Source organism: Chryseobacterium sp. JUb7 (assembly GCF_024806495.1).
GTDB lineage: Bacteria > Bacteroidota > Bacteroidia > Flavobacteriales > Weeksellaceae > Chryseobacterium.
Window position 1 is genome coordinate 104,198 of the sequence record NZ_JANUFF010000012.1, and the last position, 17,356, is coordinate 121,553.

20 protein-coding genes are annotated in these 17,356 nt (G+C 34.1%); 4 read left to right on the forward strand and 16 right to left on the reverse strand.

The features are described 5' to 3' along the window. The 4 genes from M2373_RS18620 to M2373_RS18635 all read left to right on the forward strand — a co-directional run bounded on the left by M2373_RS18620 (nucleotide 1) and on the right by M2373_RS18635 (nucleotide 4,743). Nucleotides 1-255 (forward strand): acyl carrier protein, encoded by a 255-nt coding sequence (locus M2373_RS18620; protein ID WP_259112754.1) that lies wholly within the window; start codon nucleotides 1-3, stop codon nucleotides 253-255. Nucleotides 256-366: 111 nt separating this feature from the next. Next, a complete protein-coding gene (locus tag M2373_RS18625; RefSeq protein ID WP_259112755.1) occupies nucleotides 367-1,251 on the forward strand; it encodes a lipid A biosynthesis acyltransferase in 885 nt (294 codons plus the stop codon). A 218-nt stretch (nucleotides 1,252-1,469) separates the two neighbouring features. Then, nucleotides 1,470-3,011 (forward strand): NAD(P)/FAD-dependent oxidoreductase, encoded by a 1,542-nt coding sequence (locus tag M2373_RS18630; protein WP_259112756.1) that lies wholly within the window; start codon nucleotides 1,470-1,472, stop codon nucleotides 3,009-3,011. Between the two features lie 73 nt (nucleotides 3,012-3,084). Next, on the forward strand, nucleotides 3,085-4,743 hold the full coding sequence (locus M2373_RS18635; RefSeq protein ID WP_259112801.1) for a C45 family peptidase: 1,659 nt from the start codon (nucleotides 3,085-3,087) through the stop codon (nucleotides 4,741-4,743). 6 nt (nucleotides 4,744-4,749) lie between these two features. Here M2373_RS18635 and M2373_RS18640 read toward each other — a convergent pair whose 3' ends face one another. The 16 genes from M2373_RS18640 to M2373_RS18715 form a co-directional block, all read right to left on the reverse strand. Continuing rightward, the gene (locus tag M2373_RS18640) at nucleotides 4,750-5,922 is read right to left on the reverse strand and encodes a DUF2062 domain-containing protein (protein ID WP_259112757.1); all 1,173 of its coding nucleotides are present in this window, start codon (nucleotides 5,920-5,922) and stop codon (nucleotides 4,750-4,752) included. Nucleotides 5,923-5,926: 4 nt separating this feature from the next. Next, nucleotides 5,927-6,403: a hypothetical protein gene (locus M2373_RS18645; RefSeq protein WP_259112758.1), complete on the reverse strand. Its 477-nt coding sequence runs from the start codon at nucleotides 6,401-6,403 to the stop codon at nucleotides 5,927-5,929. Further along, nucleotides 6,400-6,780: a 3-hydroxyacyl-ACP dehydratase gene (locus M2373_RS18650; RefSeq protein ID WP_259112759.1), complete on the reverse strand. Its 381-nt coding sequence runs from the start codon at nucleotides 6,778-6,780 to the stop codon at nucleotides 6,400-6,402. The genes M2373_RS18645 and M2373_RS18650 overlap by 4 nt, the downstream gene beginning before the upstream one ends. Nucleotides 6,781-6,784: 4 nt before the next feature. Next, a complete protein-coding gene (locus tag M2373_RS18655; RefSeq protein ID WP_259112760.1) occupies nucleotides 6,785-7,387 on the reverse strand; it encodes a PorT family protein in 603 nt (200 codons plus the stop codon). 5 nt (nucleotides 7,388-7,392) lie between these two features. After that, nucleotides 7,393-8,028, reverse strand: a complete 636-nt coding sequence (locus M2373_RS18660) for a hypothetical protein (protein WP_259112761.1) — start codon at nucleotides 8,026-8,028, stop codon at nucleotides 7,393-7,395. Next, nucleotides 7,994-8,620 (reverse strand): outer membrane lipoprotein carrier protein LolA, encoded by a 627-nt coding sequence (locus tag M2373_RS18665; protein ID WP_259112762.1) that lies wholly within the window; start codon nucleotides 8,618-8,620, stop codon nucleotides 7,994-7,996. Before M2373_RS18665 ends, M2373_RS18660 begins: the two co-directional genes overlap by 35 nt. Beyond that, a complete protein-coding gene (locus tag M2373_RS18670) occupies nucleotides 8,613-9,368 on the reverse strand; it encodes a polysaccharide deacetylase family protein (RefSeq protein ID WP_259112763.1) in 756 nt (251 codons plus the stop codon). The genes M2373_RS18665 and M2373_RS18670 overlap by 8 nt, the downstream gene beginning before the upstream one ends. Before the next feature lie 117 nt (nucleotides 9,369-9,485). Beyond that, complete coding sequence (locus M2373_RS18675) at nucleotides 9,486-10,547, reverse strand: beta-ketoacyl synthase N-terminal-like domain-containing protein (protein WP_259112764.1); 1,062 nt, start codon at nucleotides 10,545-10,547, stop codon at nucleotides 9,486-9,488. Then, entirely contained in the window at nucleotides 10,544-11,743 is a 1,200-nt protein-coding gene (locus M2373_RS18680; RefSeq protein WP_259112765.1) for a beta-ketoacyl synthase, read from the reverse strand. The genes M2373_RS18675 and M2373_RS18680 overlap by 4 nt, the downstream gene beginning before the upstream one ends. A 78-nt stretch (nucleotides 11,744-11,821) precedes the next feature. Beyond that, the gene (locus M2373_RS18685; RefSeq protein ID WP_259112766.1) at nucleotides 11,822-12,079 is read right to left on the reverse strand and encodes a phosphopantetheine-binding protein; all 258 of its coding nucleotides are present in this window, start codon (nucleotides 12,077-12,079) and stop codon (nucleotides 11,822-11,824) included. A 104-nt stretch (nucleotides 12,080-12,183) separates the two neighbouring features. After that, nucleotides 12,184-12,723, reverse strand: coding sequence for a 3-oxoacyl-ACP synthase (locus M2373_RS18690; RefSeq protein WP_259112767.1), 540 nt, complete (start codon nucleotides 12,721-12,723; stop codon nucleotides 12,184-12,186). Nucleotides 12,724-12,733: 10 nt separating this feature from the next. Continuing rightward, nucleotides 12,734-13,903, reverse strand: coding sequence for a beta-ketoacyl synthase N-terminal-like domain-containing protein (locus M2373_RS18695; protein ID WP_259112768.1), 1,170 nt, complete (start codon nucleotides 13,901-13,903; stop codon nucleotides 12,734-12,736). After that, complete coding sequence (locus M2373_RS18700) at nucleotides 13,903-14,331, reverse strand: thioesterase family protein (protein ID WP_259112769.1); 429 nt, start codon at nucleotides 14,329-14,331, stop codon at nucleotides 13,903-13,905. Before M2373_RS18700 ends, M2373_RS18695 begins: the two co-directional genes overlap by 1 nt. Then, complete coding sequence (locus M2373_RS18705) at nucleotides 14,321-15,589, reverse strand: ABC transporter permease (protein ID WP_259112770.1); 1,269 nt, start codon at nucleotides 15,587-15,589, stop codon at nucleotides 14,321-14,323. Before M2373_RS18705 ends, M2373_RS18700 begins: the two co-directional genes overlap by 11 nt. Continuing rightward, nucleotides 15,576-16,331, reverse strand: coding sequence for an ABC transporter ATP-binding protein (locus M2373_RS18710; protein WP_259112771.1), 756 nt, complete (start codon nucleotides 16,329-16,331; stop codon nucleotides 15,576-15,578). Before M2373_RS18710 ends, M2373_RS18705 begins: the two co-directional genes overlap by 14 nt. Further along, the gene (locus M2373_RS18715; RefSeq protein ID WP_259112772.1) at nucleotides 16,332-17,327 is read right to left on the reverse strand and encodes a BtrH N-terminal domain-containing protein; all 996 of its coding nucleotides are present in this window, start codon (nucleotides 17,325-17,327) and stop codon (nucleotides 16,332-16,334) included. Nucleotides 17,328-17,356: the final 29 nt, after the last annotated feature.

The window sequence follows — 17,356 nt, forward strand, 5'->3', positions numbered from 1 at the left end:
ATGGAAAGGGAAAAAATTGTTGCTATCGTCAACGACTTTTTAATAAATGAATTCGAAGTAGACGGCGATGAAATCAGCAATGAAGCAAACTTAAAAACAACACTAGGCTTAGACAGCCTGGATTATATTGATATGGTTGTGGTGATTGAATCTAATTTCGGAGTGAAATTGGGTGAAGCAGACTTCAAAAAAATGGTCACTTTTGATGACTTTTATTCGACTATTCAAAATAAGATTACTGAAAAAAACGCTTAATTATCGATTAAAAATTTACTCTGAATTAAACATAACAATATCCAATTTAGCAGTTTATCAAGATTATTAAATTGTTACGCTGTTGAATCGACGCATTGCTAAACTGATACTATGAACAAGTGGAAAGGTAAATCTAAGGGGACGATTTTAGGATATAAAATTTTCGTCTGGTGCATTAGAAATATCGGAATCCGTAGTTCGTATGTTGTGCTTTATTTCGTTGCAGCCTATTATTTTTTATTTGAAAAAAAGAGTAACCGGTACATTTCATATTACTTCAAAAAACGACTTCATTACAGTTCCTGGAAGACAAAAACTTCTGTTTTTAAAAGCTATTTTACTTTCGGAAAAATTTTAATTGATAAAACAGCTATTTCTGCCGGATTAAGAGAAAAATACACTTACGAGTTTGACGGAATTGAAAATCTTCGAAATCTTTTAGCCGAAAAAAAAGGGGGCGTTTTAATTAGCGCTCATATCGGAAACTTTGAGATTGCTGAACATTTTTTTGCGGATATTGATTTTGACTGCCAGATTAATTTAGTGACAACAGATCAGGAAGTTACAGTGATTAAAGAATATCTTGAAAGTGTTTCTGTTAAGCAGAGTAATATCAAATTCATTTATGTAAAAGACGATATGTCGCATATTTTTGATATCAATCAGGCGTTGTCAAAAAATGAGTTAATCTGCTTTACAGGTGATCGTTATTTCGAAGGTTCAAAATTTTTAGAGGGCGATTTACTGGGGAAAACGGCAAAATTTCCTGCAGGTCCTTTCCTTATTGCTTCAAGATTGGGTGTTCCGGTAGTATATGTATATGTAATGAAGGAAAATAATCTTCATTATCATTTGTATGCCCGGGTGGCTGAAAACATTAAAAAGCGTGATTCACAGGGGCTTTTAAATTCTTATATTCAAAATCTGGAGTCGATGATCAAAAAATATCCTCTTCAGTGGTTCAATTATTTCGATTTTTGGGATGATATGGATTAATTTCCTACTTTTACCTCAGAAAAAACTAACAACAAACTCAAATCGTTAAGATTTTTAGAAATTAATTGTTAAGTTTCATTTTGTACCGAATTGTGATCCGCATCGTTTTTATTCTTTAGGAATTTACGACATGTCGAGATGCTTTCAGCATGACAGAGAGAACTTGTACTGTTTTTAATTTTCAAAATTCTTACCTTTAAGAAAACGCATTTTCTCCTTTGAAAAAAGAATATGACATACTTGTGATCGGCAGTGGATTGGGAGGTCTTGTTTCGGCTCTTATTTTGGCGAAAGAAGGCTTAAAAGTCTGTGTCCTGGAGAAAAATAATCAGTATGGGGGAAATCTGCAGACTTTTTCACGCGACAAGCTGATTTTTGATACCGGAGTTCATTATCTGGGTGGGCTTTCTGAAGGACAGAATCTTTATCAGTTCTTTTCTTATCTTGGAATTATAGAGGAGCTTCAGCTTCAGAAAATGGATGTTGACGGATATGATAGAATTACTTTCGGAGACGATGAAATTGAGTATCCGCATGCACAGGGCTACGAAAATTTTGTTGAACAGTTATCAAAATATTTTCCTGAGGAAAAAGACAATCTGGAAGATTATTGTGAGGAGATTCAAAGGGTTTGTAATCATTTTCCAAGATATAATGTGATTGGAAATAACAATTACAATGAAGAAATTCTTCACTTAAACACAAAAAGATTCATTGAATCTATTACTTCAGATAAAAAATTACAGTCAGTTTTATTAGGCTCAAATTTCCTGTACGCGGGAGATTCTGAAAATATACCTTTCTACGTTCATGCGTTGACGGTGAATTCTTACATTCAAAGTGCCTATAAATGTATAAAAGGAGGAAGCCAGATCTCAAAATTATTAATTAAAAAGTTAAGAGAAAATGGAGCCGAGATACATAAGCACACTGAAGTTTCCGAATTTGTTTTTAATGAAAATAATATATTGACGGGAGCAAAAACCAAATCAGGGAAAGAATACTCCGCAAAACAGATTATTTCAAATATCGACGTTCGTTCAACCATTAAATTAATCGGAGAAGAGCGGCTGAAAAAATCCTTCCTGAACAGAGTGTTAAGCTGGGAACCTGTTTCTTCCTGTTTCAGTGTGTATTTGGTATTAAAACCTCATGCTGTTCCGAATTTTAATTATAATATTTATCATTATTCATCAGAAGAAATGGTTTGGAACGCTTACCGTTATCAAAAAGAATCGTGGCCGGAAACGTATATGCTTTCTTCAACACAGTCAAAGCATCGTCCTGATTTTGCAGAGAGTCTTACGGCTATTTCTTATATGAGCTTTGATGAAGTTAAAGAATGGGAAAAAACATTCAATACGGTTGTTGATGAACATGAAAGAGGGCTGCAGTACGAAAAATTTAAAATAGAAAAAGCAGAAAAGATGATTGATGCTTTGGAAAAGAAAATTCCGGATATAAGAGATTCTATTAAAAATATCTATACTTCTTCACCGCTGTCATACCGTGATTATATAGGAAGTTTTGAAGGAAATATGTACGGTTACATCAAAAGTTCTGAAAACCCCCTGAAAACAATGGTTTCGCCACGTACCAAGATTGATAATCTTTTTCTGACAGGACAGTCTGTCAACATGCACGGAATTTTGGGCTGTACCATCGGAGCATTCAATACCTGTGCTGAAATCTTGGGTAAAGAGCTGATTGATGCAAGATTAACACAATTGATTAATAAGGATAAAGGTGAAGAAAAATAAGATACAGCCTATCGTTCTGGAGCAAACTATATGGAATAAAGAGTCTTTCAATCAACAGAATAACAGACTTTTAATTCTACTATTTTTTAGTCTCAGCCTAATTCTTACACTAACATCGTGTGGTATAAGAAAATCAATCAAGCACCTTCCTGATGTTAAACAATATTCATTAGAAGTTCCAAAGGTTAATACAATCAACGACTCTACTTTTAGTTTTAATCAAAATTATCTAACTAAAAATAAACAACAGCTTTGGGAGCTTTATATTAAAGGAAACCCTTTACAGATGGGCTACAACAATGGAGCTTTGACGCAAAATCTAATGCAGAAACAGGAAGAAATTTTCTTCGCAAAAGTAGAGGGTTTCGTGCCGTCGAAGTTTAAGCAAAATATCTTGAGAGGTTTTCTCAAATGGTACAACCGGAAAATGTATCTGAATGTTCGTGAAGATTATCAGGCGGAATTATATGGTTTATCTCAATATTCGTCAGATAAATATGATTTTATTGCACCGAAATTTTTAAGAAGCATGTATCTGCACGGAGCACACGATATTGGCCATGCCATGCAGGATTTAATGGTTGTGGGTTGTACTTCTCTCGCGGTCTGGAATGAAAATACGGAAGATGGTGATCTGTTAATCGGGCGAAATTTTGATTTTTATGTTGGCGATGACTTCGCTAAAAATAAATTAATTGAATTTGTAGAACCGGAAGATGGGATTCCTTATCTGTCTGTAAGCTGGCCGGGAATGATTGGCGTAGTTTCAGGAATGAATAAAGAAGGTATAACGGTTACTATCAATGCCGGAAAATCTAAAATCCCTTTAACAGCTAAGACTCCTATTTCTTTGGTGACAAGGGAAATTTTACAATATGCCACAACGATAGATGAAGCAATTGCAATTGCTAAAAAGAGAAAAGTGTTCGTTTCCGAGTCGATTCTGGTTGGAAGTGCGAATGATAAAAATGCTGTAATTATTGAAGTCTCTCCGGATAATTTCGGAATATATAGAGTGGAAAATACAAGCCGTGTTTTTTGTACCAACCATTTTCAGTCTGATGCCTATAAAGATGATAAAAGAAATCAAAAACATATTCTGGAAAGTCATTCTGAGTACCGTTACGAAAAGCTTCAGGAACTTTTACAGGTGAATAAAAAACTGAATCCTGAAAAAATGGCTTCGATTTTAAGGGATAAATCCGGTTTAAAAGGTGAAAATATAGGATATGGCAATGAGAAGTCTATTAATCAACTTTTAGCGCATCATTCCGTGATTTTTTCACCTCAGAAAAAATTGGTTTGGGTTTCTTCAAATCCTTATCAGTTAGGTGAGTTTGTCTGCTATGATCTCAATGAGATTTTTTCTGATAAAAGATTAAAAAGGGGAGAATTTGCCAGATCGGATTTAAATATTGCGAAAGATCCATTTGTTGATTCTGAGGCTTTTAGCAATTATGAAGTTTCTAAAATTGTGGGTTCTGAAATGAATGACGCAATCGAAAAAGATAATATTGTATTGTCTGAAGATGCTGTAAACTATTATAAATCTTTAAATCCTGATTTTTGGCTGGTATATTATCAGGCAGGAAAATATTATTTTAAAATAAAAAACTATTCTGCTGCAAAAATTGAGTTTGAAAAAGCTCTGACAAAAGAAATCACAACAGTTCCAGATCAAAAAAATATTGAAAAATATTTAAGAAAAACTTTAAAAAAGTTAAAACAATAAATGTAATTAGTTGTTTTCGGGACTTACCTTATTCAGAAAAAGAAAAGTCGCAACTCCAGAAATAACCGACATGGTGGTTGCCAAAATAGCGCTTCCTATCACATACTGAAGCAGATTATTTTTCACCAGTTCGAAGTTAAGCTCCTGACTTAAAATATTGCTTTCTCCATGTACAAAAGGGGCTCCCAGATATAAAGCCGCTGCTATGATAAAAGGAATGAAAGGCGGCAAACTTACATTGGATGCTACAAAAGCAAGTACTTTATTCAGTTTAAAAAGAACCGACAGGGATATTACAAGTAAGGTATGAAATCCCCAGAAAGGAGAAAAGCCAATGAATACACCCAATGCGATGGAAAATGCCTTTATACGGTTGCTGCCGTCACTTTCGAGAACATCTTCCTGAATGAATTTTCTGAAACTTTTTTTTTTGAAATTATTCACGAAATTTCTCGGAATAATATAAAGCAAAGTGATCGTTACCAAAATTGTATTCAGAATACTGATTCTCGTAAAATCTTTGAATGGTCTGAAATGCGAAACCCTTTCTGCCGGATCATACAAAACTTTTATAGGGACATTCTTCACCGGAATATGCCTCCATGCGGTTCGCACAATAATTTCAATCTCAAACTCGAATTTTGGTGTAAAATATTTCTTCGGAATTTTATGTAAAGGATAGAGGCGGTAACCGGATTGGGTATCTTCCAGTTTAATTCCGGTTTCAAACCAGAACCAGAAATTAGAAAAACGGTTTCCAAAACTGCTTTTTTTAGGAATTCCATCCTGTGACATATTTCTGTTACCAATCAATAGTACCTCTTGCTTTTCGTCAAGCAAAGCTTTTACAAAGACAGGAATGTCATCAGGGTAATGCTGTCCGTCAGAATCAATCGTTATAGCGTAATGATAGCCTAATTCTTTGGCCTTTCTGAAGCCTGTTTTAAGCCCATTTCCTTTTCCTTTATTTTCAGGTAAATTAATTATTGTAATTTGAGAATATTCAGTTAAAATATTCAAGGTAGAATCGGTTGAGCCATCATTAATAACAATAATGCTGTCAGTGTACTCCAGCACACCGTCAATTACTCTTCTCAGAGTTTTCTCATTATTGTAAGTAGGTATTAAAACACAGATTTTATTTTCAAAAATTGCATTTTGTACTTCAGAAAAGGTCATTATTTTATTTTAATGTTGCTCTTTCTTCCGCTGTAATAGTTTTGGACTGAGCTGCAAATCGTTTAATATAATTTTTTAGAGTAGCATTTTGTTTCGCATAATTGTTCAGTAGAAAAGCTTTGTCATCTTTAAGACTCCCTCTGTATCCTACGATTTTCGGAATATTTTCCTGAACGCTCATTCTTATCAATCTCAGTTCGGCATTATTCGGATTACTCTTAATAATAGCTTCAAGACTTGTAGCTCCAGATTTTACAAGAGCTTTTCTGTTAGATTTTGCAATTTTCGCTTCCATGATCTTGGCAGCTGCTTTATAGCCTGTTGTTACAGCATCGGATCCCGATTGTTTTTCAGCAATATTGATAAAAATTTCAGTGTTTGCATCGGACGAGTTTGCCTTTGCATAGCTGTTTCTCAATGCTTCAAGATCAGATTGAAAAAAGAAAATAAAAGCCGTTATGAACGATAAGATAAGTTTCATGATGTCAATTTTTTATAGTTTACTGACATTTTTAATGCAATTGTCTCGCCAAAAGAAGTCGTATTTTTTACTTTAACTTCTTCTTCCGTTTGTGTGATATCTAACTGTAACTTTAAATCAGGGGTTTCAAATGGATTAATGATTGCCATAAATTTCACATTTGAAGCTGTTTTTAAGAATAATTTTAATCCGGTAAATTCCTCAGTCAGTTCTTTTACAATCTGCATCATACAGACTCCCGGCGTTACCGGATTCCCGGGAAAATGTCCTTTGAAAATATCGTGATCTTTGTTTAAACTGATATTGGCAATAAAACTTCCGTTTTCTGTTTTTTCGTATGATTCTAATGTGTAAAAGTCTGTAAGAATAGTCTGCATAAAATTATTTTTTTATGTTGAATGTATAATATACTCCTGCCTGGAAAGTCACATTGGTATGGTCACTGTAGATATTTACAAAGCCTTTTTTAATTCTTGCTTCCACACCAATATTTTTTGTAATATCGTATCCAGCTCCAAATACCAGTCCCAAATCTGCTTCTGTAGGAGATTCTATATTCTTGTGATCGGTAAGAAGTTCTAAAGTCGGTCCGAAGTGAATGTTGAATTTATCAAAATAAAATTTGTTGACAACCGCCGCCCCTACGTAAGAAAGGGTTACTGTTTTAGAAGAAACTGCAGGATCTTTACTTTCATATTTAGCGCCTTGACGGGTATAATAAATTTCAGGTTGAAGGGCATAAAATTTTGCAAATCTTATATTCGCCTGAAATCCTAAGTAAAAATCAATTTTTGATTTAACGTCAAACTGATTCATTCCGGAGTGGTAATAGCTTTGATTGTCAGTGTAATACCAATAATCGTTAACGGGTCCGTTAGAAAGATGGGAAATGTTCGCACCCAATCGTATTCCGGGATTAAAAGTTACCTGTGCAAAAGAAAAACTTGCAAAAAAAAGCATTAATAAAAAATAAAATTTCTTCATGAAAATCAGTTCGTTTCGGTTATTTGAAATAGTTTTATGTTGATTTTAAAATCTTTATGCTGAAGATTTAAACTATCCGCGAAGATATGTTTTTTTGCATCAAAAGTAAAATCGATTTTTTCCTGCTTATTTTTAGTGTAAATAATTTGATTTAATAAGCCTTTTTCTTTGTTAAAGAATAAATAATACGTTTTTTTATCAATTTTTGACACATAGATTTTAGAATTTTCATTCTCAAAACTTTCATTGACAGGATATTTTTGTTTTAAAAGTTGTTGAAAATCATTCTTTAAAAAGTTAACGACAATTTTTTTATCTAAATCAGGAAGAACATAATTGAGTTTAAAATTGTTGTCTGAAATTTCGAAATCAATTAATTTATTTCCAAAATCAGAAGTCATGGCAACACGATGCGTTGTTTCGCTGATTTTCTTAATAATTAAAATTCCGCTTACATGATTTTTATAAATATCCATCTGACATTTATAAACATAATCTTCATTGGAAGAAAAGTATAAATTCTCAACCGTTTTTTCAGAATTGGGGATTGATTTTACGTCTGTCAGTTTGTAAGTTTTACAAGAAACAAACGATAAAAAAAACAAACTATAAAGAAAACTCTGAAGCAGAAATCGGCGCATTGATCTTTGTATTTTTGAAAACAATATTCGTTGTATCTCCCGAGGCTTCTGTCATATTAACCTGCGAAACTGTGGATTGTCCTTTTGGAAAACTCAATTCAATTTGCTTAATATATTTGAGCAACTGAGCAGATTTCGGAGTAAATTTTGCGATATTATAGTTGGTGTTTTTTAAGTAAGTCACAGAAAATTCCGGATCGCTGAACATCTGCCCGTTTGAACTTCCTACAATCAGTTTATTGATCTTCTCAAACGTTTTACTTTTAGCATCAACTGAAGATTTCTTACCCTGATCATTGATGAAAATTTTATTATCCTTAAAAACAATGCTGTATTGATATGGCTTTGTATATTTCCAAGCCAGCATATTGGGCGTTTTTAAAGACATTTTTCCGTACGTAACAATGCTTTTATCCAAAAAGTCCATTTTTTTGGTTTGGGTAAAATCAGCTTGTAGAGATTTTATTTCTTTTGTTTCCGATGAAACTTTGGTTACAAATGCCTTTGCTTCTGCTCCCGACATTGCCGTATTTTGTGCAAAAAAGAAGCTGGAAAATAATAGAAATGCTCCAAAAGCAATATTTTTAATCATTTTTTTGATTTTTTATCATTGAATCAACCGTAAAAGTTGAGTAATTTTTATCCTTCAAAAATACTAATAAATCTACCAAAACATTGTACGTTTTTTTTGAAGTGTCATGAAGAAGAATGATACTCCCTTTTTTTAAGCCTTTGGTAACCTTTTTGTAAATTTTTTTCTCATCTTCCGTAATCGTATCTAGAGAACGGACATTCCAGCCAATGCTTTTTTTGCGGGTTCTTTTGATTGCTTTTGCAATATTGGGGTTAGTAACACCGAATGGGGGCCGATATAAATTAGTTTTGATATTTCCGACTTTTAACATCACTTCATCACATTTTTCAATTTCCTCAACCATTTTTGAGGATGATAAAAATCCTGTCTTATTTGAATGTGAAAGGGTGTGATTTCCAATTGTATGACCTTCGTCAATAATTCTTCTGAATGTTTCGGGATATTTTTCAATCTGTTTTCCGATGCAGAAAAAGGTTGCCTTTGTGTTGTTTTCTTTTAACAGATCTAAAAACTTAGGCGTAAATTCAGTTGGGCCATCGTCAAAAGTCAAAGCAACTTCTTTGATTTTAGTTCTTTTTTGAGTAATACTGTTGACAAAATAGCCTAACGTGATATCAAAAGAACCCCACACAACTACCACTGAAAAAAGTAAGAAACAAAACAGATATACCCAAAAAGTCCCGTGAAATGCATAAATAAATACGTTGCAGAAAAGATAAAATAGAATAAATGGGTAATGCTTCATCTTTAATTGTTTTTGAATGTTTAGTTCATTGCGAGGAATGAAATGACGAAGCAATATTTTACTAATAGATTTTCCTTCGTCAAAATGATAATTGCAGTGTTTTAAATAAGCTGTAAACTAAGCTTTTTCCAATAAAACCAAACTATGATCATTTCCACCCAAATGATTATAAAGTAGAATGTTTTTAATCTCCTTCTTTTTCAAGTCATTAATCATCATTACATTAGGAATCTCCTGAGTTTTCAGAATATGACAAGCCATAAATGTTGAAAAACCACTTGCTGTATTGAATTCTCCACTTAAATGTTTGTAATACAACAAAGCCGAATTTTCAAATAAATCCATTGCTTTTGTATAATAAACATCAGATTTTGCATCGCCACTGAAGCCTAAAATTAAAACATCAATATCATTTGCAGTTAAATTATTCTGAGCTAGAAAATCTTCAATAAATTGTTGAGTTTCTTCTAAATCTAATCTGCTACTGATTTGAATATCTTTTAATTGAGCATAAGAGTTTTTCGTTTTATTTTTTCCTAAAACAAAAAAACTTGCCCCTTCTCCCCAAATTACACCTTCTGATCTTGAATTTAGATAATCAACGGGAAGATTTTCTTCTTTTTTAATGGTTTTGTTTAATTGGTACAATTCCATTGTTCGGTCGGTTTGTTCGTCTGTTGAACCGACTAAAACGTCTTCTGCTTCACCGTCATTAATCTGCAATTTTGCATCCAAAAATGAAAATTCCAACGATGAAGAAGTATTCACATACGTGAAATTGTACGCGTGACATTGTAAACCTAAAGCAATTTGTCCCGCAACCGTATTGTGTGTAGATTGAATAAAAAATGTAGGAGTCAAAAACTCTTCGTTATTATCAATCACATTTTTTAGAAATTTTTCAGAATCCTGGGAGCAACCCATTCCTGTTCCAACGATAATGGCATCAGGATTTTCAATTCCGGCTTCTTGTAAAGCATATTTTGATGCTACAGAACTCATTTTTACAGTTTTAGACATTCTTCTGCTTGCTGCGGGCGGAATGAATTCTTTGTAATTGGGCTCGATTGCTTTTAAAACCTGAGTTGAATTTTCAAGTTTCAGATTGTGGAAAAAATTTTCATTTAGCGTGTCCTGAACTGAGATACAGGCTGCACTGTTGATATAAACTATACTCATGATTTTGAGAAAATTAAGGTTGAACAATTTCCTCCAAAACCAAATGAATTGGAAAGAACGTGGTTAATATTTTTCTCTTTAAGCTCAGTTACAGGTGTCAGATCAAATTCTTCCATTTTGGTTTTAAAATTCAGATTCGGAAAAATGATATTGTTTTGAATCGCCAATAACGAATAAACTGCTTCAATTCCCGCTGCTGCTGCCAAAGTATGACCTGTAAATGCTTTCGTAGAACTGAATTCAGGGACATTATTTTCTCCAAAAATTCGGATCATTGCAATGCCTTCCGATAAATCATTATTCGGAGTTGCGGTTCCGTGAACGTTGATGTAATCGATATTTTCTTTATCCAAACCTGAAACTTTCAATGCTTTTTCCATGGCTAAATAAGCGCCTTGCCCGTTTTCTGAAGAGGCAGTCTGATGATGCGCATCATTAGCATTTCCATAACCTGAAAGATAACCTAAGACTTTTTTATTTTCTTTTTTTACAACTTCATCAGATTCCAGAACGATGAAAGCGGCTGCTTCACCCAGATTCAGACCTTTTCTATCATTGTCAAAAGGAGTGTTATAAGAATCAGTTAAAATCATCAGCGTACTGAAACCGTTCAACGTAAATTTTGAAAGAGAATCTGTTCCACCAACAATTACGCGGTCTAACACTCCATTTTTAATGAGTTTTGCGCCCATCATAATCGCATTCGCTGCAGATGAACAGGCTGTACTGATGGTTGAAACCATGCCTTTCAAACCCAAATAATCTGCGATCAGCAACGAGGAATTTCCTGCGTCGTGAGAGTCAATATATTTTTGCTTTTCAGGGAAATCTTCGTAGGTGTAGAAATATTTTTCGGTGATATCCATTCCGCCAACACTGGTTGAAGAAATCAAACCTGTTTTATATTCATTAATGTCCGAAATTCCGGCACTTTCTACGGCTTCTTTTGCGGCAACCATACCTAATAAAGAGGTTCTTGTAGCATTATTATCTTCAATCAACTGAAGTTTTTCAACAAGTTCTTCATTAGACAATTTTATCTCGCCCGTTTTGATATTTCCAGCATGACGAGTTTCAAACAACTGAATGTCTGAAATTCCATGTTTTCCGGTTTTTAACGAACTCAAATTTTCCTCCACATTGTTTCCAATAGCGGAAATGATGCCCATTCCTGTTATGGCAATTTTTTGACCCATTTTTACAAAATGTAACAATGTATCAATGTAACAGTTTACCAATTGCTAGACTGTTACATTGATACATTGGTATATTAATTATTTCGTTCTGTTTTCTTCAATAAATTTCGCCATTGTATCGATCGATGAAAAAATTTCTTTTCCTTTTTTTGGATCGGCTAATTTTATTCCATATTCTTTATCAAGAAGAACGATCAATTCAAGAGCGTCGATAGAATCTAATCCAAGACCTCCGCCGAATAACGGATCTGTATCTTTAATTTCGTCTGCTGCAACGTCTTCAAGGTTAAGAACTTCAATGATTTTGTGCTTTAATTCTTCTCTTAAGTTTTCCATAAATAAATTTCATTTATAATGTACCAATGTATAAGTTTAACAATGTAGCAATAGTTATTAGCGTTTTAAAAATTGGTAAACTGGTACATTTTTATATTGTTAAATTACAAAGTAAGCAAATATACAAAAGCTTTATAACTTTCTTGATAGAGTTCTACCCAGCCACATAACACTTTTTCAGCTTTTCCTGACTGCACAATCTGTTCTGAATAATCATTTAAAAATTTTTCATCAAATTCATCCAAAACAAAAAAAGCATTCTCTGTCTGCATTTTATGTTTGATACTGATTTCGCCTACACAGATATTCGGTAAAGTATATACAAAAACGGCCGGACTCGGAAAATAATTTTCCTGAGAATTGATGCTTTCCTGATATTTAAAATCAGTGTCTAAACTTGATGATTTGTTGGCAAAAACTAAGGCTGTTGCGCTGTGATCTTCGTCTTTTAGAATCATTTCAGAAGCAAGAAAAGCAAGTTTGCTTAAGTTATCCATTTTATGAAATTTAGGATAATTTAGTTCTAAACTTTTATACGCTTCTTTTGCAAAGTCTGAAAAATTTTCGGTTGGGGTTTCAAAGATAATTTCGTTATTGATAATTATTTTTGCGTCTTTTATCGTGCAAGTATCTGTTTTCTTCATTGTTTTCATTTTAACACTTTTCCAAAACAATTGCCGCATTACACCCACCAAAACCTGAAGCCGTTTTCAAAATATATTTGATGTCTGCAGGTTGGTTTTCTTTAATAATATTTAAAGATTGGGAAGTTCCCGCTTCTTTAAAGTTTTTAGATGAAATCAAGGTATTATTAAAAGCGCTTTCCATTGAGATAATACTTTCCAATAATCCTGATGCACCCAAACAGTGTCCGTAATAAGCTTTCATACTGTTTAAAGGAACATTCTGCAATTCCATTCTGTTGAAAGCGATGGCTTCCATTTCGTCATTATATATGGTCGCAGTTCCGTGTGCAGAAATAAAGTTAATCTGTTCTGCCGAAATTTTGGCTTCTGACATTGCATTTCTGATGCTGCCAAATAATCCGTCCCCCGTTCTTGAAGGTCCGGAAATGTGATTGGCATCATTGATGGCGGAATCTCCCAGGACTTTGAAACTGAATTTTTCGTTTGAGATTGCTTCGTCACTTCGTTCCTCGCAATGACCTGTGATGTAAACTGCTGCCGTTGCTTCACCGATATTGATTCCATCACGGTTTTTATCGTAAGGTTTACAGATTTCTGTTCCGATTGCCTGAAAAGAATTAAAACCTGAAATTACAAATTCCGAAATTTCATCTCCGGCAACTACAAAAGCGTCTTTGTATTTTCCTGCCTGAATCATATTTTTGGCAACAGCAATCGCCATTACTCCTGAAACGCAAGCATTAGAAACAACAATTGGTTTCGTTTTGAACCCGAAAAAATCAGCAATTTTTTGAGCCAGACCGGAAAGAAAAACACCTTCCGGTAAAGTTTCTTGATTTTTTAATAAGCTGATATTCCCTTTTGTTGTTGATAAAATAAAAGCTGTTTCATCCGAAATCTGATGTCTTTCAACCAAAGGTTTCAAACTTAGCAAAAACATTTTTTCAAGCCTTGTGAATTCTGTATTGTCATTCTGAGCTGTGTCGAAGAATCGATTAAATTCTTGCTCCAGTTTTTCAGAATCAATCATGGAAGCATAAAAAGGATCCTGATTGTTTATGATTTTATGTAAAGCGACGCCAGATTTTCCTTCCAAAAGGGAATTCCAGTTTGAAGTAATATCAAAGCCTAAAGGCGTGACGCAGTTATAATCTGTAATATAAACTTCCCTCCTCATTATAAACCCATTTTATCTTTCCAGACCTGAAAAAAATCAGGATTGTATAAGCATAAGTTATTATCAGAATCCAAGAAAACCTGAATAGTTTCTCCTGAACACACCAATTTGTTTTCTTCGTTAAAAAGCTGATATCTGTAAATTAATTTTGCTGAAGTTGAATTCACAAAAGTCGTTACAATATTAAATGTTTCACCATATTTTAAAGGAAGAAAATGTTCACATGTGCTTTTCACAATAGGCGTTACATATCCTGCTTTTTGAATATCAAGATATGTTAAACCGTGCTGTCTGCCGAAAGCTTCCCTTCCGTCCTCGAAATAGACTATATAATGTCCATGCCAGACAATTCCCAACGGATCTGTTTCGTTGAACCTTACACGGACTTTTTCAGTACAGGTTAATATGATTTCTTCTTTAGACTGCATGTTGTTTTCTTTCGTAGATTAATGATATTCCGACCATTGCAAGATAGAATAAAAATAAGAAAGTCAATTCTTTTGCAATTCCTCCGATTCCGCTGTTTCTTAATATAATATCATAATAAGCATTTAATCCCCAGTTCATTGGAGAAAATTTTGCTACTGACTGCATGAATTCAGGCATTAAAAATACAGGAACCCAAATTCCTCCGATTGCTGCTAAAACGACAACTGATGTCGCCCCAAATGGTGCAGACTGTTCCTGTGTATCGGCAATTGTTCCCAATAAAACACCGAAACCAATTGCGGCTAAGCCGGAAAATAAAGTTACGACGATAAGCTGAAACATTTTTCCGGTAACGTCAAACTGAGGTAAATCCATATAAGGGAACAGGTAAATACCTACTGCGACCATTAGCAAAAACTGAATGATACAAATAATAAGATAGGTAAATGTTTTTCCTAAGATATGAATAAAATAAGGTGTCGGGCTTACTCTGGCTCTCACGCTCGTTCCCTGGCTTTTTTCTTTAACTAAATTAATAGACAAAGGCACGACAATAAAGAAAATAGCGAACAGCGCCCAAGCCGGAACGTTATGTTGAACCGAGTTGGGAATGGCTTCTATTTTTCCTTTTTTGGGTGTGATTTCTTTAAAACTGATCAGGTTTTTATTCTCTTCAAGATTTTCGGTTGTTCCCAACTGATCCTGGAAAGCTTTGTAAATCTTTTTATTTTCGATCTCAAATACCATTTTATTCACGGAATTCATGACAGAATTTTTGAAACCGGCATTGGTTGCAGGGTCAAAATATAAATGAATATCCTTTGCTTTTACAGCCGGAATCTGAGCTTTTCCTGAATTTTCTTCTAAACCAAATGAACTAACAATCGTCTGAACTTTAGATTCTATATTTGAATTTAAATCTTTCGTTAAATTTTCGGGAATGACAATAGCCATCTGATAATCTCCTCCAAAAACGGCTTCCTGAGCAGATTTTTCATCATAATTAGTCAGTAACTGGAATGTTTTGCTGTTTTCCAGTTCGTGTTTTATATTTTTTGAAATTTCAGATTTATCATTATCGATAAAAATGATCGGGATTTTTGAGCCTTCCAGATTTTTGAAAGTCGAATCCTGAATCAGTGTAATCGTAACAATCAGCAATAGCGGCATCACGAATATGATGACGATTCCTCCGATATCTCTTTTCAGCAAAAGGATTTCCTTAACGAAACTTCTCCACAATTTATACAACAACATCTCTTAATTCTTTTCCGGTTAATGAAATGAAAACATCTTCTAAATTTTCGGCACTTGCCACTCTGTTCACCAATTCTTCAGGTGTTCCCACAGCGTGGATTTTCCCATGGTCGATGATGGCGATTTTGGTACAGAACTCTTCTGCTTCAGAGAGGTGATGAGATGTATAAATAATACAGGTTCCTTTTTTATTTAAGTCCAAAAGATGGTCTATAATTGCTTTTTTAGACTGAACATCAACACCGACGGTCGGTTCATCCAGGAATAGAACTTTAGGATTGTGAAGAGTTCCTGCAATCAGATTGCAGCGGCGCTTCATTCCTCCTGAAAACTGCTCTACCTTTTTGTCCGCGAATTTTGATAATCCCATGATTTCCAAAGATTCGGCAATAGCGTCTCTTAATTTTTTATGACTTAAACCGTAAAGACTTCCGAAATACATCAGATTTTCTCTGGCCGTCAGAGTAGGATATAATGCGTATTCCTGAGGAACAATTCCGATAATTTGTCTTAATTTAAAACCATCTTTCTGAGGAGATAATCCATTGATCATAAAGCTTCCTGAAGTCGGTTTAATTAACCCTGAAAGCATAGATATTAATGTTGTCTTTCCTGCTCCGTTGGGGCCAAGAATTCCATAGATTTCATTTTTCTCAATATTTAATGAAATGTCGTTTACAGAAAAATCTTCTGCATTTTTATATTTCTTATATAAATTTTTTATCTCAATAAGATTCTCCATTTAGATCGCTTTTCTCAGTTTTTTATAAAAAGCTTCTTCCAAATCTGCGATATGAAGCATCGTTTTCGAAAGTTGATTGTATATGTCACTTTTCGAATTTCTGTTTTTGTAAACCCGGGCAATATCTACTGCGAAATCTCTCCAAAGATCGCCAATAGAGGTAATTTCCTTAGATAATTCTTTTAGCTGGTCATTTTTAAGAATAACTGCAGCTTCCTGCAGAAATGCCCCATAAATAAATCTGAAACCACCGCCACCAGTACCGATTTCCTCCTGCATTCTGATTAATTGTCCCAAATAATGATTGGTCGTTTTTGTTCCTTTTTTTGCAGCCCATTTCGGGATGCTTCTGGCTACCCATCGCATTGCTTTTACACCAATGATCGGAACGGGAGCCAACATATTTTTACAAGTATCTTTGATCCCTTTTTTTATAGCTTCTTCCAGATTTACATTTTCAGGAATGTAAGTGGGGTAGTACATATGACCTTTCGGCGGAAGTGCTCCCTTTGCATATCTCACTTTTTCTAATTCTGCTTCAGTAAGCGTTGTGACGTAGTCCATTACAGGATCACTGATTAAGAATTTACCGTCTTCTTTTCCGTAAACAACCAGATTGTGGGCATTGAAATGAAATTTATATTCTTCAGGGAAATACGTCAGATTAAAAACCCCAACCTGTAAACCTGTTGGTATATTTTGATCTAAATTTCTTTCCAGAGCTTTTTGAGCGTCTGCCGGATTTGAAAATTTTTCTCTTTTAATTTTAATTCCCAGTCTTTTTGCTGCCTTGCTGAAAATAGCACCCGGCATTGGGCGATAACTAAAACCAGGAGCGAAATTTACTTTTAAAAAAGGTAAATACACAAAGAACAATCCGGAACCGATTCCGAAGATCATGGGTTCGCTGAGTTTCAACCCTTTGTTTAATAATAAATTAGAAGCGACACCGTTTTCGCAATGCGCGGTTTGATGGTGTTCAAAATTAAGTTTCATTCGTAGCTTTTCTCTTTTTATCACGGATA